The 21,415-nt window shown below is 34.5% G+C and carries 16 protein-coding genes; 7 read left to right on the top strand and 9 right to left on the bottom strand.

The window, feature by feature from the left end:
• Positions 1 to 175: 175 nt before the first annotated feature.
• Both ACP7AT_RS02735 and ACP7AT_RS02740 read right to left on the bottom strand, forming a co-directional pair.
• The gene (locus ACP7AT_RS02735) at positions 176 to 4,006 is read right to left on the bottom strand and encodes a T9SS type B sorting domain-containing protein (protein WP_426062830.1); all 3,831 of its coding nucleotides are present in this window, start codon (positions 4,004 to 4,006) and stop codon (positions 176 to 178) included.
• A 539-nt stretch (positions 4,007 to 4,545) separates the two neighbouring features.
• Positions 4,546 to 6,963, bottom strand: a complete 2,418-nt coding sequence (locus ACP7AT_RS02740; protein WP_426062831.1) for an efflux RND transporter permease subunit — start codon at positions 6,961 to 6,963, stop codon at positions 4,546 to 4,548.
• Between the two features lie 197 nt (positions 6,964 to 7,160).
• On the opposite strand from ACP7AT_RS02740, the gene ACP7AT_RS02745 reads away from it, so the two are divergent.
• Together ACP7AT_RS02745 and ACP7AT_RS02750 are read left to right on the top strand one after the other, a co-directional pair.
• Positions 7,161 to 9,431 carry a cation:proton antiporter gene (locus ACP7AT_RS02745; protein WP_426062832.1) on the top strand — a complete coding sequence of 757 codons (2,271 nt, stop codon included), beginning with the start codon at positions 7,161 to 7,163 and terminating at the stop codon, positions 9,429 to 9,431.
• A gap of 1 nt (position 9,432) precedes the next feature.
• Complete coding sequence (locus ACP7AT_RS02750) at positions 9,433 to 9,762, top strand: DMT family transporter (RefSeq protein WP_091207029.1); 330 nt, start codon at positions 9,433 to 9,435, stop codon at positions 9,760 to 9,762.
• An 84-nt stretch (positions 9,763 to 9,846) separates the two neighbouring features.
• Here ACP7AT_RS02750 and frr read toward each other — a convergent pair whose 3' ends face one another.
• From frr to ACP7AT_RS02765, 3 genes are all read right to left on the bottom strand, one after another.
• On the bottom strand, positions 9,847 to 10,410 hold the full coding sequence (gene frr, locus ACP7AT_RS02755) for a ribosome recycling factor (protein ID WP_426062833.1): 564 nt from the start codon (positions 10,408 to 10,410) through the stop codon (positions 9,847 to 9,849).
• Positions 10,411 to 10,484: 74 nt separating this feature from the next.
• Entirely contained in the window at positions 10,485 to 11,192 is a 708-nt protein-coding gene (gene pyrH / locus ACP7AT_RS02760; protein ID WP_426062834.1) for a UMP kinase, read from the bottom strand.
• A 68-nt stretch (positions 11,193 to 11,260) separates the two neighbouring features.
• Positions 11,261 to 12,040, bottom strand: coding sequence for a patatin-like phospholipase family protein (locus ACP7AT_RS02765; protein ID WP_426062835.1), 780 nt, complete (start codon positions 12,038 to 12,040; stop codon positions 11,261 to 11,263).
• Between the two features lie 105 nt (positions 12,041 to 12,145).
• On the opposite strand from ACP7AT_RS02765, the gene ACP7AT_RS02770 reads away from it, so the two are divergent.
• Entirely contained in the window at positions 12,146 to 12,745 is a 600-nt protein-coding gene (locus ACP7AT_RS02770) for a thioredoxin family protein (protein ID WP_426062836.1), read from the top strand.
• A 350-nt stretch (positions 12,746 to 13,095) separates the two neighbouring features.
• Here the strand turns inward: ACP7AT_RS02770 and truB are convergent, their stop codons facing one another.
• The 4 genes from truB to ACP7AT_RS02790 form a co-directional block, all read right to left on the bottom strand.
• On the bottom strand, positions 13,096 to 13,818 hold the full coding sequence (gene truB, locus ACP7AT_RS02775; RefSeq protein ID WP_426062837.1) for a tRNA pseudouridine(55) synthase TruB: 723 nt from the start codon (positions 13,816 to 13,818) through the stop codon (positions 13,096 to 13,098).
• A 6-nt stretch (positions 13,819 to 13,824) separates the two neighbouring features.
• Positions 13,825 to 14,646 (bottom strand): undecaprenyl-diphosphate phosphatase, encoded by an 822-nt coding sequence (locus ACP7AT_RS02780; protein WP_426062838.1) that lies wholly within the window; start codon positions 14,644 to 14,646, stop codon positions 13,825 to 13,827.
• Positions 14,647 to 14,889 (bottom strand): DUF3098 domain-containing protein, encoded by a 243-nt coding sequence (locus ACP7AT_RS02785; RefSeq protein ID WP_426062839.1) that lies wholly within the window; start codon positions 14,887 to 14,889, stop codon positions 14,647 to 14,649.
• 73 nt (positions 14,890 to 14,962) lie between these two features.
• The gene (locus ACP7AT_RS02790; RefSeq protein ID WP_426062840.1) at positions 14,963 to 15,838 is read right to left on the bottom strand and encodes a cell division protein FtsX; all 876 of its coding nucleotides are present in this window, start codon (positions 15,836 to 15,838) and stop codon (positions 14,963 to 14,965) included.
• A 376-nt stretch (positions 15,839 to 16,214) separates the two neighbouring features.
• Here ACP7AT_RS02790 and ACP7AT_RS02795 point away from each other — a divergent pair, with 376 nt between their 5' ends.
• The 4 genes from ACP7AT_RS02795 to ACP7AT_RS02810 all read left to right on the top strand — a co-directional run bounded on the left by ACP7AT_RS02795 (position 16,215) and on the right by ACP7AT_RS02810 (position 21,358).
• Positions 16,215 to 19,271, top strand: coding sequence for a leucine--tRNA ligase (locus ACP7AT_RS02795; RefSeq protein ID WP_426062841.1), 3,057 nt, complete (start codon positions 16,215 to 16,217; stop codon positions 19,269 to 19,271).
• Positions 19,272 to 19,450: 179 nt separating this feature from the next.
• Positions 19,451 to 20,299: an alpha/beta fold hydrolase gene (locus ACP7AT_RS02800; protein WP_426062842.1), complete on the top strand. Its 849-nt coding sequence runs from the start codon at positions 19,451 to 19,453 to the stop codon at positions 20,297 to 20,299.
• Between the two features lie 2 nt (positions 20,300 to 20,301).
• Positions 20,302 to 20,772 (top strand): RNA polymerase sigma factor, encoded by a 471-nt coding sequence (locus tag ACP7AT_RS02805; protein ID WP_426062843.1) that lies wholly within the window; start codon positions 20,302 to 20,304, stop codon positions 20,770 to 20,772.
• The gene (locus tag ACP7AT_RS02810) at positions 20,762 to 21,358 is read left to right on the top strand and encodes a hypothetical protein (protein ID WP_426062844.1); all 597 of its coding nucleotides are present in this window, start codon (positions 20,762 to 20,764) and stop codon (positions 21,356 to 21,358) included. Before ACP7AT_RS02805 ends, ACP7AT_RS02810 begins: the two co-directional genes overlap by 11 nt.
• Positions 21,359 to 21,415 lie beyond the last annotated feature (57 nt).

A 21,415-nucleotide genomic window follows, 5' to 3' on the forward strand; every position in this document is an offset into this window, starting at 1 on the left:
AGTAAAAGGATGTCTCTGCTAACGCAGTTCACTGAACTCCGATGTAATAAGAGCACAGTGAAGTAATCAAGGGCTAGAGAGTATTGGAATTGAGGAATCTCTAATTAATTAAAAGTTGGACTTATTAAAGGTAATGGAAATTAATGTTTAATTTTAGCCTATTGTGCTTTTTGTTTTATCTTTTCAAGGTAAAATGTCCTTTCAAAATTCTACCATCCTCTAGTGCTATGGTATACCAATAGTCGTCAGAAGGCAAAGGTCGCCCGTTAAAGTTTCCATCCCAACCATGATTTAAAGGATTTAACTTGCTTATTAATTTACCATATCGATCAAAAACATTAATAATTATTTTAGCATTAAAGGCATTGTTGACCCCTTTTATATTCCAATAATCATTAAACCCATCTTGATTTGGAGTAAAGAAATTCGGTATTCCAAGTATTGCTACTTCTTTTAAGGTAATACCACACCCATTCAAGTCTTTTACATAAACTGTATGGATTCCTGCACTAACATTAGTAAAAAGATTTTCTGATTGATAGTGGCTATTTTCGTCATCCAACGCATATACATAGTCACCTGTACCAGTTGCGGAAACCTGAATACTATTAATAGAAGTAAGATCTTCAATTTTTATGTTTTCTATTTTAGCAATATTAGATGCAGAAACTATAATTACTCTAGTTCTAGAACATCCCCCATCAGTAGTTGCTTTCACGGTATAGGTTCCCGTTTTGTCAATTGTTAAAGTGTATTCTGTTTCGTCACTAATTGGATTTCCGTTATAAGTCCACTCATATTTATAATTATCTATTAATAATTCATCAACAAGGGCTGCATTGATTACTTTGGTAAAATTACTAATATTACTGCAAAGTCGTTCCTCACCATTCAAGGTTATTGGTGGTAATAGATGAACTACGAATGGTATTGACATTGTTGCTTTACAGTTAGCATTATTTGGATTAATTACCTCCACTCGAATATTTTGTGAAATGGTTACAAACGGGTTGGGCAATGGACTTGAAAGTAAATTGTTATTAGCATCATAATACTTGACTATTATTCCGGTTTGACCTCCTAAGATGGTATTGTGAAAGGTTGAAGTGTCAAAAGCATATTTTCCGTTTTGCTTAGTAGGATCGATTTCATCATCACAAACAATTAATAAATTGGACGGAATAGGAGAGGCTTCTGGTAAATCAGAAACCACGAATTCTAATGTTGTTTCATAGGAACAAGCAGTCATTGCAGTATTGGTTGCCTCTACTTTTAGTATTTGTGAACGAGTTACAAAAGGATTAGGCAGCGGACTTGATAAAGAATTATTATTTTCATCAAAGTATTTCAAAGTGACGTTAGTTGAACCATTCAATAATCGTGTTTGAATTGTAGAGGTGTCAAAAGCAAATAATCCGTCGTGGTTGTCATCACATTGTATTTCCTTAATAGGTTGCATAACCGGTATCGGTTCAACAGTTAACTGAATAGGAGAACCTAAACCCAAACAATCATTGTTAAGTTTACTGTCAATACGAACATAAATTTTTTGTGAATTTGGATACCCTATATTTCTATAATTTACAATATCTAAAATTGTATTTTTTTCTGTTAAAGCATCATTAAGATTGCGATAGTAGGTAATGTCTAGTTGTTGTCCTACAGGAAAAATAGCTTTTATTTCATTGTTTATACTACTAAAATCAAAACTAGAAATACCGTCTGTATAGGTGCCCAAAACGGCATCATCGCAAACTATAAAATTTCTAACGAAATTAATCGGAATTTGCGTTGTAGAAATTATTAAGTGTATTGTAGCAATTTTAAAACAGCCATTGGAGTTTGTAATTCGCGTATAAACAATGTCGTTACTTATTATTTGATTGCTATAACTAGTGGGATTAGTTATTGGGTTACGATTATTTTGTGCATCAATTTGAGTGGTATAAAAAGTGATGCTTTCGTTTGTAGCATTAGCTGTTATTTTTGGGATTGCTTCCTCTAAATTAAAAATAGTAAATCCATTAATATCATCGTCACATTGTTTTAAATCAACATTTTGATTGATAGTAGGTAACGCACTCACTTGTATTTTGAATGATGTTGTTGCAAAACAAATTGGATTATCTTTATTATACATTTTTACATAAATAGTTTCAGTTGCGTAGGTATTCGCGTAAGCTGATGGCGCTGCAATATTTTGTGTCAAAGCGATGTCTTTGTAATAGGTAAGTAAAAACTGAGTCGCTGACTGTCCCTTTAAAATTGTTGAAGATTTTTGAGTTAAATCAAATAAAACACGTCCATCGGTATCATTGCCAATACTCGTATTATCGCAAACTAAATAGTTTGATATAGAAGTGTAAATTTCTGGAATAGGACTTTCATTAACAGAAATTGAAAATGAAGTACTGCTTTTACAAGACGGATTAGCTTTGTTTGATACTAAAGCAATTATCGTTTGTGGCAAGTAGGCTGTTGTGTTTGTATATGTGGTTGGGCTATTAATCGCTAAATTATCATTGTAGTCAGCAGCGTTAACATAAAAGTCAACCTTATTCAAAGTGGGATCTTGACCGTTAAGTATTGCAGTATTTTGAGATGTCAAATCAAAAGTACGAAAACCATCATTATTGTTATCACATATTGAGATATTTTGTGGTTGAAAGGCTGTAGGAACTTCGTAAATAACAATGTTTTTAGTTTCTGTTGTTACACCTGTATTTGATGTTGCTTTTACGGAAACTGTGTAATTTCCTATTGACGAATAAAAATGATTAGGATTGAGATTAGTGGAGGAATTGCTATCACCAAAATCCCATTGCGCAGCAATAATTTCTCGATTGCTATCTAATGAAAAAGAAGTCATTTCGCCCAAACAGTTATTTTGCGTTTTTATGGTGACTTGAAGATTAGATGGTGTAAATTGAGGAAGACCAGCATACGAGAGTCTACCGTTTAAGTCAACAGCTTTTAATTGAAGATTACACCCAATACCCAAAACATTAGGATTAGTAATGGCGCTTAAATAAGGGACGAGGTCACGGGCTACATAGATTTTCCCGTCAGGAGCTAACTGCAAGGCAAGTGGGTTAGATTCCCTATGGATTATAGTTAGTAAATTGATTTCAGAAACGGGGATATTAGTAGCTGTTAAATCATATTGATTCAGTTCATATTTCTCAGGAACGTTACTACCGGTTGTTAAATATGCAATTTTTCCAGATTGTGAAAATTCTACACCATAAGTAGTTGGTTTATCCGTAATCAATCGTGGATTACTTACGACACCAGTTTCGTTATTAAAATTAAATAGTTCGGTTAAACTTGAATTATTAGCACAAATTAATTTATCTCCTGTTTGAGAAACTTTCATGCTACCAATGGAATCTTGATCTCCTGCTACTTCTACACCAGCACTGCTAATAACTGGGATGGAATTTACACCTGAGTTATCCACAAAGAATGAGTAGAAATTATTATTTCCAGATCCATGAGTAATGACCCATACTCCCTCTCCCGTTCTATTTAAAGCTGCTGTTAATTTTTCAGTAGTTGGCGTAAATAATAAAATATTTTTATTGGAAGTAACCGCTCCTAAACCACCATTGAAAGATAAATCTACTTCAGAATACTTCAGTCCTTCGTCACTCCCTTGTGCAGCACAAGTAAAAATATAATAAATCGTTAAAGAGTTAGGCTTTTTTACTATTATAGCAGATTGTGTGGTGGTATTATTGCCCCTTAGATCGATTCCATTTTCCATCAAAAGATGATTTTTATTATAAACAGATACACCATCAGTATAAAATAACAATTGACCAGCACTGTTAGATATTGTTGCGCAACCTTCGTAAGTGTTTAATTTTCCATTAGTTAATGCAACTGGGGTACCGTTGTTAAAGTCCAATCCTGCACGTTCACCAAAATACCAAATATTAGCCTCGCCCTGACCATATATTGATAGAGATAACGAGAATAGCAAAAATGTAAAAAATTTATTCATACTATAAACCTAGAATAGTAAATAAAAGTACATTTAATTTAAGAGTTAGCATAAAATTTATAGGAATATTTGCTGTATTAATTTGCAATAATGCTGAAATATAGACATCAGGTATTAATTTTAAAATTAGTTTTTTTCATGTTAAAAGTGTTGACGTTACTATTTTACTTCTTAGCATTTTTCCTGGTAAGGAATTATAGAGTAAAGTTGTTCCATGAATACTTAAAGTATTGACCAGTTCAATTTTAAAATATAATTAAGTCAATCAGGAGCTATTTCCCGCTATTCGCTATATCTTTTACTTTTTAAAGGAAAAAGTAAAAGGATGCCGCTACTATCGGGGCTAAGCATATGGAGTTTTTTAGGATTTTTTAGAAACATTCGGATGAATTTCCTTCGCCGTTTTGTAATCTTTCGAGATAAAATAGAGAAATGAAATCTTTTCCAAATCCTGTCAGGGTTCAAAACCCTGACAGGATTGAAAAAAATTGTAACGAATAGCGGGAATTAGCGCCTGATTACGATGTTTCTCGCAACGATTATTTATTTTTTTCTAAATCGTCAATTTCGGCATCACTTGGTTCAATGATGTCTATTTTGGGTTCGATAAAATCCTGTTCATTGGCAAGCGTTTTATTCAAGGTCAGAACCAAAGCCGGCAGCAACATTAAATTTGACAGCATCCCAAACAATAATGTCAGTGAAATCAATCCGCCAAGTGCAATTGTACCTCCAAAACTTGACAACATAAACACCGAAAACCCGAAGAACAACACGATAGAAGTATAGAACATGCTTAAGCCGGCATCCGTAAATGTGGCGTAAACAGATTTTCGGATTTTCCAGTTGTTTTTCTTTAATTCTTCGCGGTATTGGGACAGAAATCTCACGGTGTCATCCACCGAAAGACCAAATGCAATTCCGAAAACCAATATCGTAGACGGTTTCAGCGGAATGTCTAAAAAGCCCATAATTCCTGCTGTTAGCATTAATGGTAATAAATTTGGGATGATAGAAACCAATACCATTTTGAACGAACGGAACATAAAACCAATCAAAAGAGCGGTCAAAAAAAAGGCGAAAGCCAGCGACGAAAGTAAATTATCCAGCAGGTAACCGGTTCCTTTCTGGAAAACCAGTGCTTTTCCGGTGATGGTGACTTTGTACTGATCAGCAGGGAAAATTTTAGCTGCTTCTTTACGAATTTCAGCTTCAATTTTGGCAATATTATCGCCGTTTTCGTCGCGCATAAAAGTCGTGATTCGAGCAAATTGTCCTGTCGAATCAACATAACTTTTCATCAGATTGTCTTTTGAGTTTTTTGTGGCATTTTTGGCATACGACAAAATAAACGACTGTTCTTGCGAAGTAGGCAATTCATAATATTCCGGATTTCCGTTGTAATACGCTTGTTTGGAATATTTAATCAGGTTGACAATCGAAATGGGTTTTGACAATTCCGGTATTTCATCAATGGTTTCCTCCAGTTCTTCCATTCGCCTTAGCGTAGACAATTTCATGACTCCTTTTTTTCGTTTGGTGTCAATCATGATTTCAAGCGGCATCACTCCGTCAAATTCTTTCTCAAAGAAAATAATGTCTTCAAAAAAGGCTTCTTTTTTAGGCATGTCTTCAATCAAACTGCCTGAAATGCGCATTTCATAAATTCCTACAATACTAATTACTAATAGAATAATAGAAACAACATAAATTGAAAAGCGATTGTATTTTACGTTTCTCAGAATCCAATCCATGAAAACCTTCACATAATTACGGTCTAAATGCTTGATGTGGCGCTCTTTTGGAGCAGGAATATAACTGTGAAAAATAGGGATGACAATGATACACAAAAAGAAAAGTGCCATAATATTGATGGAAGTCACGACCCCAAATTCCAGTAACAATTGATTATTTGAAGCGACAAACGTAGCAAAACCAATTGCTGTGGTAAGGTTTGTCATCAAGGTTGCCATTCCTACTTTGGTCGTAACACGCTGTAATGCTTTGGCTTTATTGTGGTGAATTTTGTATTCCTGATGGTATTTATTGGTCAGGAAAATACAATTCGGAATTCCGATAACAATGATTAATGAAGGAACTAAAGCCGTTAAAACCGTGATTTCGTAGTTTAATAATCCTAAAAATCCAAAAGACCACATCACGCCAATAATAACAATAATCATTGATATTAGCGTTGCCTTAAAACTTCTAAAAAAGAAAAAGAAAAGCAATGAGGTGATTAATAAAGAGGCTCCAATAAAGATGCTGATCTCATCAGTAACGGTTTTTGCATTCAGCGTTCGGATGTAAGGCATTCCTGAAACACGAATATCAATTCCGGTTTCTTTTTCGAATTTTTCGACTGCGGGAACTAACTTTTCTAAGATAAAATCTTTTCGTGCCGACGTGTTTACAATTTTTTTATCCATGTAAACGGCGGAGCGAATGCTTCCCGATCTTTTGTTAAAAAGTAATCCTTCGTAAAAAGGCAAATCATTGAAAAGCTCTTTTTTAATTTTTTGAAGATATGCCGGGTCAAGAGTTTTGCTTTGGTCCACAAAAGGAACCAGTTCAAAGGTTGCCAGCGAATCATTTTTTTGTAATTTCTTTAAGTCATTTAACGAAATAACTAAATCAACCGCTTTGTCGCCTTTTAACGTATTCATCATTTTACTCCAGGAAGCAAAGGCTTTTGGGGTATATATGGCGTTGTCTTTTACCCCGATGATGACTAGATTTCCTTCTTCCCCAAATTTATTTAAAAAGGCATTGTACTCAATATTTACAATATTGTCATCCGGTAATAAATTGGCTTCGGTAAAAGCGAAGTGAATATTCTTCCATTGTAGTGCTAAAAGCGCCGTTATTGCAACAATAATGGACAACATTAAAATCCTATTTCTAAGGACAATTCGGGCTATCAATTCCCAAAATCCCAAACTAAACCACTTGACCATATTTCCTGTTTAACGGCTGTAAAGGTAGTTAAAACCGATATAAATCATTTGTTTCAGCGTAAACTTTTTATAGGTTTAAAGTCTAATTTTAGGTTCTTTTTTTTATTTGTAATTAAATAAATTTTTAAGATATAAATGATACATTTGAATTCTCATCTTCGTTATTTGGGGATGTTGGTAATGACAAAAAAAAGTTTATGAAGAATTATAAAAATACAATATTTTATTTGAGTGTTACGGGCGGTTTTATTGCATTAATGTACTGGATTATAACAAAAGGGAAAAACTTAGAGGCAACAGAAACAATAGTTTCACCAGAGAGTGGCAATGGTTCTTGGAATGATTTTTTAGCTGCTATGCAACATAATTTTCAAGATCCTTTGGCTATTCTCTTGGCTCAAATAATAACAATCATACTTGTTTCCCGAGTTTTTGGCTGGATTTTTAAGAAGATAGGACAGCCATCAGTAATTGGGGAAATTATTGCGGGAATTGTTCTTGGACCATCCTTATTGGGATTGTATTTTCCTGAATTTTCAGTAGCTTTATTTCCTGTTGAATCCTTAGGAAATTTAAAGTTTTTGAGTCAGATAGGATTAATTTTTTTTATGTTTGTTATAGGAATGGAACTTGATTTGAAAGTGCTGAAGAATAAAGCCAATGAAGCGGTAGTAATCAGTCACGCCAGTATAGTAATTCCTTTTGCACTCGGGATCGGTCTGGCTTTTTTTGTTTATAATCGGTTTGCTCCTGAGGGAGTTACGTTTTTAGCTTTTAGTTTGTTTATGGGAATTGCGTTAAGTATTACGGCTTTTCCAGTTCTAGCCAGAATCGTTCAGGAAAGAGGTATTCATAAAACTAAATTAGGTTCTATAGTGATTACATGTGCTGCTGCCGATGATATTACTGCTTGGTGTATTTTGGCGGTAGTAATTGCGATTGTAAAAGCAGGGACTTTCGTGAGTTCGTTGTACATTATTATGCTGGCAGTACTTTATGTTGTTGCGATGATTTATATTGTAAAACCATTTTTGAAACGAATTGGAGATTTATATGGTTCTAAAGACAGTATTGTAAAACCGGTTGTGGCAATCTTTTTTCTAGTATTGATTCTTTCGTCTTATGCAACGGAGGTTATTGGTATTCATGCGTTGTTTGGTGCATTTATGGCGGGTGCAATTATGCCGGATGTCCCAAAATTAAGAACAATATTCATAGAAAAAGTGGAGGATGTGTCGTTGATCCTTTTACTCCCTTTGTTTTTTGTATTCACGGGTTTAAAAACAGAAATTGGTCTACTTAATGATCCGTATTTATGGAAAGTTACTGGTTTTATTATTTTAGTGGCCGTAGTGGGCAAGTTTATAGGAAGTGCTTTGGCAGCCAAATTTGTTGGGCAGAGTTGGCGTGACAGTTTGACGATTGGCGCCTTGATGAATACCAGAGGTTTAATGGAATTGATTGTTTTAAACATCGGGTTGGAACTTAAAGTTTTAACACCCGAAGTGTTTACCATGATGGTCATCATGGCATTGGTCACTACTTTTATGACGGGGCCGGCTTTGGATTTAATCAATTATATCTTCAAAACGAAAGATGGTGTTGAAGTTATTGAACAAACAAACCATAATAAATACCGAATTTTAATTTCGTTTGGCAACAATGAAAAGGGTAAATCCTTGTTGCGACTGGCGAATAGTTTTATAAAAAAACAGAAAAACAGCTCCAGTATTACCGTGATGCATTTGTCTTTGAGTGATGAGGTGCATACTTTTAACTTGGAAGACAAAGAAAAAAATAGTTTTTATCCAATTGTTGAAGAATCCCAACTATTGAAACAGGATATTACCACTATTTTTAAAGCAACGATGGACATAGAAACCGAGATTGCTGATATAGCCAATCAAGGCGATTATGATTTGTTGTTAATAGGCTTGGGAAAATCAATATTTGAAGGTACAATTCTTGGGAAAGTAATTGGTTTTACAACACGAATCATTAATCCTGATCGTTTAATTGATAAGTTTACCGGAAAAGAAGGTTTGTTCGAAAATTCGCCTTTTGATGAAAGAACGAGACAGATTATTTCTAAAACCAAAATGCCAATCGGAATTTTGATAGACAAAGATCTGCAGCAAGTCAATCATGTTTTTATCCCTATTTTCAGTCCTGAAGATTCTTTTGTGATTGATTATATTCAAAAATTAGTGTTCAACAACAACTCAAAAATTGTTATTTTGGATGTAAATGGACATCTTACGACTAATTTTGTAATGAACAGCGCTATTGATTCTTTGGAACAAAAATATCCAAACAACATTGGTTTGATAACCGATAAAATAATTAAAGAGGAATTTTTGGCGCAGCAGGATTTAATGCTAATTAGTCTCGAAAGTTGGAAAGAACTCGTAGATTCCCGAAGTATTTGGTTGAGCGGTGTTCCTTCTGTGTTAATTTTAAAACAATAACATGAATTGGATTTTATTAATTATCGGTGGTTTATTTGAAGTTGGTTTTGCCACTTGTTTGGGCAAAGCCAAAGAAAATACCGGAATGACAGCAACATTATGGTTGGGCGGATTTTTGGTTTGTTTGACAATAAGTATGGTCTTGCTTTATAAAGCAACACAAACACTGCCTATAGGAACGGCATACGCGGTTTGGACCGGAATTGGAGCAGTGGGAACGGTTTTAGTTGGAATTTTTGTTTTTAAAGAACCAGCTGATTTTTGGAGAATATTTTTCATCACCACTTTAATCAGTTCTATTATTGGTTTGAAATTCGTTTCGAGTCATTAAAAGGAAATTTTCAATATTTTTTTAAATAGAAAATGCGTCGTGTTCAACTAACACGACGCATTTTTAATATAATTGAAAAGGGAATTACACCTTCATAATTTCAGCTTCTTTCACCACTAAAAGTTCATCTATTTTCCGGATGTAACTATTGGTTAAGTTTTGAACTTCATCTTCGGCAGTTTTGCAAATGTCTTCGGAGGTTCCTTCTTTTTCTAATTTTTTAATATCTGTATTTGCGTCCTTACGTGCATTTCTAATACCTACTTTAGCATCTTCGGCCTCTACTTTGGCTTGTTTCGCAAGATCGCGTCTTCTTTCTTCGGTTAGTGCAGGAACACTAATGATAATTACATCACCGTTATTCATTGGATTAAAACCAATATTAGCTACCATAATTGCTTTTTCAATTACGTGCAACATGTTTTTTTCAAAAGGTTGCAACGTAATGGTTCTGGCATCAGGAACACTAATTTTTGATACCTGCGAAAGTGGCGTTGCCGATCCGTAATAATCTACAAAAACACTTCCAAGCATGGCCGGAGAAGCTTTTCCTGCACGAATATTCAAAAATTCTTTTTCTAAATGCGCAATAGAACCCGTCATGGATTCTTTGGTACTATCTAATATAAATTCAATTTCTTCAGTCATAAATTTTAGTTTTCAGTTTTCCGTCTCAGTTTCCAGTTCTAGCCGCCTTTGCGACTGCAAACTGTGACTGAATACTATATGTTTACTACAGTTCCTATATTTTCTCCCTCGCAGATTTTCAATAAGTTTCCTACTTTATTCATATCGAAAACTACGATTGGTAATTTATTTTCCTGACTTAGCGTAAATGCTGTCGTATCCATCACATTCAATCCTTTTTTAAGGACATCGTCAAAGGAAATGAAATCGAATTTGATGGCAGATGCGTTTTTTTCCGGATCACAGTCATACACTCCATCCACACGAGTTCCTTTTAGAATCACATTGGCATTGATTTCAATACCACGTAAAACCGCTGCGGTATCGGTTGTAAAATATGGATTCCCAGTTCCGGCTCCAAAAATTACAATTCTTCCTTTTTCAAGGTGACGGTCCGCTCTTCTTTTGATATATGGTTCTGCTATGGATTCCATTTTTAACGCCGTTTGCAAACGGGTTTTCATACCTTTTTCTTCCAATGCGCCTTGTAATGCCATTCCGTTAATCACCGTTGCCAGCATTCCCATATAGTCACCTTGTACTCTGTCCATTCCTGCGCTTGCTCCTGCAACTCCTCTAAAAATATTTCCACCACCTATTACAATGGCTATTTCTACTCCTTTATCATGAATTTGCTTGATTTCATCAGCATACTCAGCGAGTCTTTTTGGGTCAATTCCATATTGCAAGTCGCCCATTAAAGCTTCGCCACTTAGTTTCAGAAGAATTCTTTTGTATTTCATGTGTGTGTTGAGTTGATTGGTGCAAATATAGACATATTATGATTTTTAAAAAAAGTGTTGCTTAAATTTTATAAATTAAGTTTTTCATACGATTTTTTTGCGGCTTCATAGCCAATGTTGAAAACGGCATTCATCTTTACTTTGCTGGTTTCAAAGGTGCTGTATAAGCATAAATCCTTGGGTTCTATAACCCAATCGCAAATATTAAATTTATGCATATTTGAATTTGCTGAAAGAATATCAAAAGCCCGAGTAGTCACTGCCTTAATGGAACGCAAATCTTTGGCTTCAATTTTCTGAATCGGACTTACATAAACACCTATCACAGTTTCGCATTGTCCTTGTAAAATATCGGTTGGAAAATGATTCAATATCCCGCCATCACTATAGATATTGCCATCTATTTGATAAGGAGACAAAATCCCGGGAAACGCTGAAGATGCTAAAATGGCATCAACGATTTTTGTATTGGGAGAAAATATTTTTAGTTTTCCGCGAATCATGTCGGTGGCTGTAATCTGAACTGGAATATTCAAATCACTTAATACGGCGTCTTTAAAGATACTGTGAAAATAACTTCGGAAGGATTCTGAATCAATTAATCCCGCTTTCTTAAACGTGAGGTGTTTCCAGTGAAAAAGGTAAATGGATTTAAAAAACTCCAAAATTTCTTCGGGTGTTTTTCCCCAAGCATATAACGCGCCAACAATCGATCCAGCACTCGTTCCTGCGATTTGAGAGGGTTTGATGTTTTCCTCTTCCAAAAATTTAATGACACCAGCATGCGCCAAACCTTTAGATCCGCCACCGGAAAGTACTAATCCTATAGATTTTGTTTTTAAATCCATTATAACTATTTGTTATAAAATTACTCTTTTTGTGGAATTGAAAGTGACAGATATCATATTTATGCTCCAATTTTATGGTAACTTTGTGAAAACAAATAATTCATTATGAAAATTCCAATAGCCAAAGCATTGTTTAATAGCCATTCATATTTAGAATACAGAAAACTTATTTCAGATTTACTATTTGAAAAAAAATCAACTGGGGACGAACAATCGGAAGATTTAACGCATTACAGTGAACTGAATGAAACGCGCATGAATCGTTTGGATAAAACGATTAAAATTACCGAACAAATCAGTCTGAAATTAAAGTCTTTACCGCGTGAATACATTTGGTTGGTAATTTCTGAAGGTTGGTGCGGTGATGCCGCGCAATTGTTGCCAATTATCAATAAAATGGCAATTGAATCCGGTAAAATTGACTTAAGAATTGTGTTGCGTGATGAAAATGAAGAATTGATGAAGTTGTTTTTAACCAATAAAAAGAAAGCGATTCCTATTTTAATTTTTGTCGATAAAGAAACTGGAAGTGTGCTTGGAAATTGGGGGCCTCGACCACAAGCCGCAGCTGATTTAGTAACAGATTACAGAAAAGAATTTGGAGTTATTGACGAAACTCTTAAAACCAATTTACAACTTTGGTATTTGCATGATAAAGGAATTTCCACTCAAAATGAATTGATCAACTTGATGTTGAATCTTTAAGTGAACAATTACTTTTATTCATAAATCTCTATATTTTAAATAGTTAGCTATATTTTTTATCGTTTTATTTATTTATTATCAAATAAAAAGCGTAAATTAACCGCTTGAACCAACTCTATTGTACATTACTTTACTTTTTATTGGTGTTTAAACATTGTTTAACAATTTAAAAAAACATCATTATGAAGAAGCTATTCAATCGAATTTATGATTATTTGTCCTATTTGTTATTTGGAGGTAAGGACGTAAGTCATTATTAAAACATCTCATAAAAAAGTAGACAAAAAATCATGAATTAAAATTACTTTTAATTTTAGAAAAAACACATCGCAAATATAATTATGTATTTGTCATGTGTTTTTGCTTGTTGAATGCAATTCAGAGATTAGATTTTGTTCGAATAAAGTCAAATCCATCGCTTTATTTACGTCGTAATCTCCAATTTTTGTTCTACGCAAAGCGGTTAAATGCGAACCGGAATTCATCACCTTTCCAAAATCAAAAGCTAGGGAACGAATGTAGGTACCTTTGCTGCAGACGACCCTAAAATCGACTTCTGGAAGTGCAATTCTGGTGATTTCAAATTCGTGAATAGTTGTCTTTCTCGTGGCAATTTCAATGGTTTCTCCTGCTCTGGCATGTTCGTATAAGCGAACACCATCTTTTTTTATAGCAGAATAAATAGGGGGTTTTTGATCGATTTCGCCCAGAAATTGTTTGACGGTTTCATGAATTAAATTTTCGTCAATATGTTCCGTTGGGAAAGTTTGGTCGATTTCCGTTTCTAAATCATACGAAGGCGTTGTAGCTCCAATATAAAAAGTTCCGGTATATTCTTTGGCTTGACCCTGAAGTTCGGTAATTCTTTTAGTAAATTTTCCAGTACAAACTAACAACAATCCCGTTGCCAACGGATCTAAAGTTCCGGCGTGACCAATCTTGAATTTTTTTGGCAGACTCAGTTTGGTTATTAAAGCCCATTTCAATTTATTCACCGCCTGAAATGAAGTCCAATTCAAGGGTTTATCAATCAGTAAAATTTGTCCGTCTTGGAAATCTTCGGCTGTTTTCAAAGGAATTTATTTAAAGTATGAAAAGTAGAATAATAAAAAGATTCCTACGATTATTCGGTACCAACCCCAAGGTTTAAAACCGTATTTTTTGATAATTTCTATGAAAAATTTAATCGCTAGAATAGCAACGATAAAAGCAACTACGTTTCCTATCAAGAACAATTGTATGTTTTCGTTTGATTTTAAAATCAATTCATAGCCTTTCATTTGCGAAGACTCATAGGTTTTCAAAAATACAGAATAACAAGTAACGGCCATCATGGTAGGAACTGCCAAGAAAAAAGAGAATTCCGCTGCGGCATGACGCGTTAATCCTTGTTGCATTCCTCCAATGATTGAAGCAGCAGATCGACTTGTCCCCGGCATCATTGCTAAACATTGCCAAAAACCAATGATTACAGCTTTCTTTACTGTAATATCTTCTTCTCTAATAACAGTTGGACTTTGAAAACGACTGTCGATAAAAAGTAAAATTACGCCGCCCAAAATTAATACAATCGCAATGGGAATAGGGTCTCCCAGAATGGCTTCAATTTTATCATCGAATAATTTCCCTAACACCAACGCTGGAATTACGGCATAAATAAGTTTGAGATAAAAACTGATTGCAACACTTTTTGAAGAGAAATCGAAAAATTTCTTCCAATACAAAGCGACAACCGCCAGAATGGCTCCAAATTGGATAGAAACCTGAAAAAGCTTTACGAAATCATCTTCTTGAATTCCAAAATAAGAACTCATAAAAATCATGTGAGCGGTCGAGGAAACGGGAAGATATTCGGTTAATCCTTCGATAACAGCAATTAAAAATGCTTGTAATGTATTCATTTATGCTTTTTTGGGATTCTTGAGAATAGCATAAATGGTAATTCCGAAACCGATTAAAACAGTTGTTGGCGCCAATCGAATTCTTCTAAAATTGAAGATATCTTCGCTAAAGACATTAGGATCCTCACTTCCGCCGCCTGACATTAGAATGAATCCCAGGGCAATTACTCCAATACCAATTAATAAGATTTTGTAATTTATTTTGTCAAAAAGAAATTCTGGTTGCTGTTCATTGTTTTCCATATGTGCTAAATTTTATTTCAGCAACTAAGAATGCTGAATGATAATGCGGTTTTTTTTAATCTTCAATCTAAAATTAATAAAGATCGTCAGTTCTCAAGTTCAAGAAACGTTGTGTTGCAAAATACGTGCTTAACCATGTTATTAAAACGCCAATTCCTAAAACGGCCAATAATACCAAGCCAATCATAGCTTTGTCTTCCAAAATCCCAAGATTTGGAAAACTGGTTTCAACATAAATCAAAACTCCTATTAACGCCAGAACGGCCAAAACTGCTCCAATCATTCCCAGTTTTATGCTTCGCATCACAAAAGGTTTTCTGATAAAAGCTTTTGTAGCACCTACCATTTGCATGGTTTTAATGATAAATCGGTTGGAATGAATGGACAAACGCAACGAACTATTGATTAATAATACGGCAATAAAAGCTAAGAATACGCTTATTACTAAAATCCACATACTTACTTTTTTAATATTGTCGTTCACTAAATTCACTAATTGTTTGTCATACACAATATCCGAAATCATTGCGTTTTTGCGCAAGCCAGCTTCAATTTTTGTAATACTGTCCTTAATTACATAATCTCCTTTTAGGTGAATGTCGTAGGAGTTTTGCAGTGGATTTTCACCTAGAAATTCCATAAAATCCTCACCAATAATATCGGTATGTTCTTTAGCGGCCGCTTCTTTGGTGATATAAGTGTATGATTTTACGAATGGACTTGCTTTTATTTGGGTTCCAAAAGCTTTTACAATACTGTCATTGGCTTCATTCTTGAAAAAAACCGTCATAGCGATATTTTCTTTGAAATCGTTGGCTAATTTTTTAGAATTTATTATAAAAAGTCCCAATATTCCCAATAGAAATAAAACCAAGAATACACTTAGCACTACTGAAAAATAAGAGGAAATTAACCGGCGTTTTTGAAAATTATCAAAGGAAGAACTCATAGTTTATTGAAATTATTGGGTAAAAATAATAAAGAATTTCTTTATTCGAAGTTAATAACGCTCAAAGTTTCGATTTTCGTGCATAAAATGTAAATTTGCTACCTAAAAATAGTCATCGTGAGAAAGCCTTTTGAGGCTTTGTTCCTTTGCAACTTTTATAAAGATGACTTGAGTGTGCGACAGCATGACTCCATTAAAAAACAATAAAAAAGAGGAATGACTTGAGTGCGCGACAGTATGACTCCATTAAAAAACAATAAAAAAGAGGAATGACTTGAGTGCGCGACAGCATGACTCCATTAAAAAATAATAAAAAAGAGGAATGACTTGAGTGCGCGACAGCATGACTCCATTAAAAAAACAATAAAAAAAGGGAATGAAATACAATCCAAACGAAATAGAAGCCAAATGGCAGAAATATTGGTTAGAAAACGAAACGTTCAAAGCCGAAAATAACTCAGAAAAACCTAAATATTACGTACTCGACATGTTTCCTTATCCATCTGGAGCGGGATTGCACGTCGGACATCCGCTGGGATATATCGCTTCTGACGTGTATTCAAGGTACAAAAGACACCAAGGTTTTAATGTGTTGCACCCAATGGGTTACGACAGTTTTGGATTGCCTGCGGAACAATATGCAATACAAACGGGGCAACGTCCCGAGGATACGACTTCGGTTAATATTGACGGAGGGACGGATAAGGAAGGAAATAAAATTGCGGGATACAGAAAACAATTGGATAAAATTGGATTCTCTTTCGATTGGAGTAGAGAAGTCCGCACTTCAAATCCTGATTATTACAAGCATACGCAGTGGATTTTCATCCAATTATTCAATTCTTGGTACAACAAAAACAGCGACAAAGCCGAAGATATTTCTGCTTTGGTTTCTGTTTTTTCAACAGAAGGAAATGCAAATGTCAATGCGGTTTGCGATGAAAATATTGAAGCTTTTTCAGCAAATGAATGGAACGCTTTCGCAAAAGAACAGCAGGAGAGAATTTTGTTGCAATATAGGTTGACTTATTTAGCCGAGACTGAAGTGAATTGGTGTCCGGGATTAGGAACTGTTTTGGCAAATGACGAAATCGTAAATGGTGTTTCAGAGCGTGGCGGTTTTACTGTGGTGCGAAAGAAAATGACCCAATGGAGCATGCGAATTTCTGCTTATGCAGAACGTTTGTTACAAGGTTTAAATACTATTGACTGGAGCGAAAGCATCAAAGAAAGTCAAAGAAACTGGATTGGAAAATCAGTTGGTGCAACTGTTTCTTTTAAAGTCGAAAGTCAAAAGTCAAACGTTGAAAGTGAGCAGCAATATATCGATGTGTTTACTACAAGACCTGATACCATTTTTGGAGTAACGTTTATGACCTTGGCTCCAGAACATGAATTGGTTTCACAAATAACCACTCCAGAACAAAAAGCGGAAGTGGATGCTTATATAGAAAAAACATCAAAACGTTCCGAAAGAGAACGCATGGCTGATGTAAAAACCATTTCGGGAGTATTCACCGGAGCTTATGCTGAACATCCTTTTACCAAAGAATCTATTCCGGTTTGGATTGGGGATTATGTTTTGGCAGGTTATGGAACAGGCGCGGTTATGGCCGTTCCTTGTGGCGATGAAAGAGATTATGCTTTTGCGAATTTTTTCAAGGGTCAAAATGGTATGACAGAAATCAAAAACATTTTTGCAAATGTGGATATTTCTGAGGTTGCATACGGTTCGAAAGACAATGTGATTATCGCCAATTCTAATTTCCTAAACGGACTGACGTACAAAGAAGCGACTAAAAAAGCGATAGAAGAATTAGAAAAACTAAACCAAGGAAAAGGAAAAATCAATTACCGTTTGCGTGATGCCGTTTTCTCTCGTCAGCGGTATTGGGGAGAGCCGTTTCCGGTATATTATGTGAATGGCTTGCCGCAAATGATTGCCGCAAAACATTTGCCAATCATCTTGCCGGAAGTAGAGAAATATTTACCAACTGAAGACGGACAACCGCCTTTGGGAAACGCTTTGGTTTGGGCTTGGGATAGTGTTCAGTGTTCAGTGGTTAGTACCCAGTTAGTTGATGATGTAACCATTTTTCCACTGGAACTAAACACGATGCCAGGTTGGGCAGGAAGTTCCTGGTATTGGATGCGATATATGGATGCGCAAAATGAAAAGGAGTTTGTTAGCAAAGACGCATTGGCGTATTGGGAAAACGTCGATTTATACATTGGCGGAAGCGAACATGCCACCGGACATTTATTGTATTCCCGTTTTTGGAACAAATTCCTAAAAGATAAAGGTTTTGCGCCGACCGAAGAACCATTCAAAAAACTGATTAATCAGGGTATGATTTTGGGGATGAGTGCTTTTGTTTACAAGGCTTCAATATTTTGTTCGAAAAGAAGTAAGACAGATGAAGGAAAATATAATGTTGAAAATTATAATGAAATAGTATTTTGGACTAAAAATTTTATTTCTAAGCAGACTGGTTTCGATCAAGAATTTAAAATTAATAGTGCAGAAAATCAAAGTTTATTAGATGCTCTTTTGTTTGAAAAATATAATGTTATTAATGAAGAAGTAACTTACATAATTGAACATATTAATCCTATTCACGTTGATGTTTCTTTAGTTAATTCTTCTGACGAATTAGATGTTGAAAAATTTAAAAAATCAAGAGAAGAATATATTAATGCAATTTTTATCACTGACGACAACGGAAAATACATTGTTGGCCGCGAAATCGAAAAAATGTCGAAATCCAAATACAATGTAGTTACGCCGGATGATATTTGTAATGAATACGGTGCCGATACATTGCGTTTGTACGAAATGTTTTTAGGGCCATTGGAACAAGCGAAACCTTGGAACACGTCAGGGATTTCAGGCGTTTTTGGTTTCTTGAAAAAACTTTGTCGTTTGTATTTTGATGATAATGGTTTGATTGTTACCAATGACGAACCAACGAAAGACAACTTAAAATCATTACACAAAACCATCAAAAAAGTAACAGAAGACATTGAAGGCTTCTCTTTTAATACTTCGGTTTCTCAGTTTATGATTTGTGTGAACGAATTATCCACGCAAAACTGTCATTCACGTGCTATTCTGGAACCATTAGCAATCGTCATTTCACCGTATGCGCCGCACATCGCCGAAGAATTATGGTTGCTGTTAGGAAATACAGAATCTATTGCAACGGTTGCCTTTCCTGTTTTTGAAGCTAAATATTTAGTTGAGAGCGAAAAGGAATATCCAGTTTCTTTCAATGGGAAAATGCGTTTCACGATGGTTTTACCTTTGGATTTAACCAAAGAACAAATCGAGGAAATCGTAATGAAAGACGAAAGAACCATCAAGCAATTAGAAGGAAGATTGCCAAACAAGGTGATTATCGTTCCGGGGAAAATCATCAATTTGGTGGGGTAAAAAATAGTGTTATTATATAAAAAAATCCCAATTCTAACATTTAGAATCGGGATTTTTTTTGTTTTTCAAACAACTAATAAATAATATATTAAGTGTTATTTTTAACTTTTTGTAACATTTTAATAGATTCTGTATCTAAAAGAAAAATTGGGTCATTTAACAACTTAAATCTATTAAAAATGAAAAAGTATTCCTTCTTGGTTATAGTTCTATTGTTTTCAGCATTATATTTAAATGTATTCGGACAAATAAAATCGTATCCGTTTGAAATAAGCAAAACAGGAAAGGGAAAACAATCTATAATCTTCCTGCCCGGATTTGCCAGTTCTGGAGATGTCTGGAATGAAACAAAATCTAATTTCGAAAAAGAGTTTACGTGTTACACATTTACAATGGCGGGTTTTGCTGGGATTAAACCACAACCAGATGCTTCGTTTATAAATTGGGAAACAGAAATCGTGAACTACATTAAAGCAAACAAAATAGAAAAACCAATTATAGTTGGTCACAGTATGGGCGGAGGGCTTGCGTTGGCTATTGCTTCAGATTATCCTGAATTAATAAGCAAAATTGTAGTCGTTGATGCGCTTCCTTGTTTGGCCGCTTTTAGAAATCCATCTTTTAAATCGTTAGAAAATAACGACTGTTCTTCAATGGTTAATCAAATAACGACTATGTCTGAAGATGAATTTTATCAAATGCAAAAAAGAAATATGGCCATGCTTTTGGCAGATGCCTCAAAACAAGAGGAAGCAATTAGTTGGAGCATGAAATCAGACCGAAAAATTTTCGGCAAAATGTATTGTGATTTTTCCAATACGGATTTGAGAGATAAAATTACGGCAATAAAATGTCCTGCTTTGATATTATTGGAATTTGGTTTTTCAAATTACAAAGGGCCTATAGAAGCACAATACAAAAACTTAAAAACGGCTAGTTTTCAATATTCGAACAAAGGTTTACACTTTATTATGTATGATGATAAAGAATGGTATTTAGCACAACTAAACAACTTTATAAAAGCATAATAATGGAGTTTGAACAACTATACAAATCCTATTGGCAAAAAGTTTTTCGATTGTGCATGGGTTACGTAAATGATTATGACATTGCACAGGATATGGCGCAGGAAACGTTTATTATTGTTTGGCAAAAACTTGACACATTTAGAAATGAATCGGGTGTCGGAACTTGGATTTTCCGAATTGCATCCAACAATTGCTTGAGGCAGATTGACAAAGAAAAACGATTTCCCAAGTCAGAACTGCCGATTTATATTGCCGAAGAAAGGGACTATTCGCTTGAACCTCAAATTCTATTTTTGTATAAATGCGTTGCCGAATTGCCAGAAATCGATCGCATTATTATTTCACTCGAACTGGAAGATGTAAAACAAGCTGAAATTGCCAATATCGTCGGACTCTCAGAAGCCAATACAAGAGTAAAAATTCATAGAATAAAAGAAAAATTAACTCAAAAGTTTAAAGAAAATGGACAATAATATAGACTTTAAAGATTTATGGAAACAACAGGCCGTAAGCCCGCCAAATATTGAGGAATTGCTTTCTAAACTGAAATATTTCAAGAGAGTAAGCCTTAGAAAATTAGTTATAACAAATGTTTTACTAATCGCGACAAGTGCATTTATTATTTTTATCTGGTATTTTTATCAGCCTGAGTTTATTTCAACCAAAATCGGAATTATTTTGACTATTTCCGCAATGCTGATGTATTTGTTCGTCTACAATAAATTAGTTGGATTTTATAAAACAGTTGATCGTACTCAAAGTAATAGTGAATACCTGCAAAAATTAATTTCGATTAAAACAAAACAGCATTTTTTGCAATCTACCATGTTGAGTTTGTATTTTATACTGCTTGGATCCGGGTTATGTTTGTACATGTATGAATACACATCCCGTATGACAATATTTTGGGGAATTTTTACTTATGTAGTAATGTTGGGATGGATTGGGTTTACTTGGTTTTATTTAAGACCAAAAGAAATCAAAAAAGAGCAGGCTAAAGTCAACGGTTTGATCGCTAAATTTGAAGCTGTGAATAAGCAGTTGAGTGTTAATGAATAATGTTATTGCTGTTTTCTTGTGCCATTTTGACATTGTAAAAAAATGGTTCAAAATTTG

The sequence above is a fragment of the Flavobacterium sp. DSP2-3-1 genome, from assembly GCF_049896865.1.
Taxonomy (GTDB): domain Bacteria; phylum Bacteroidota; class Bacteroidia; order Flavobacteriales; family Flavobacteriaceae; genus Flavobacterium.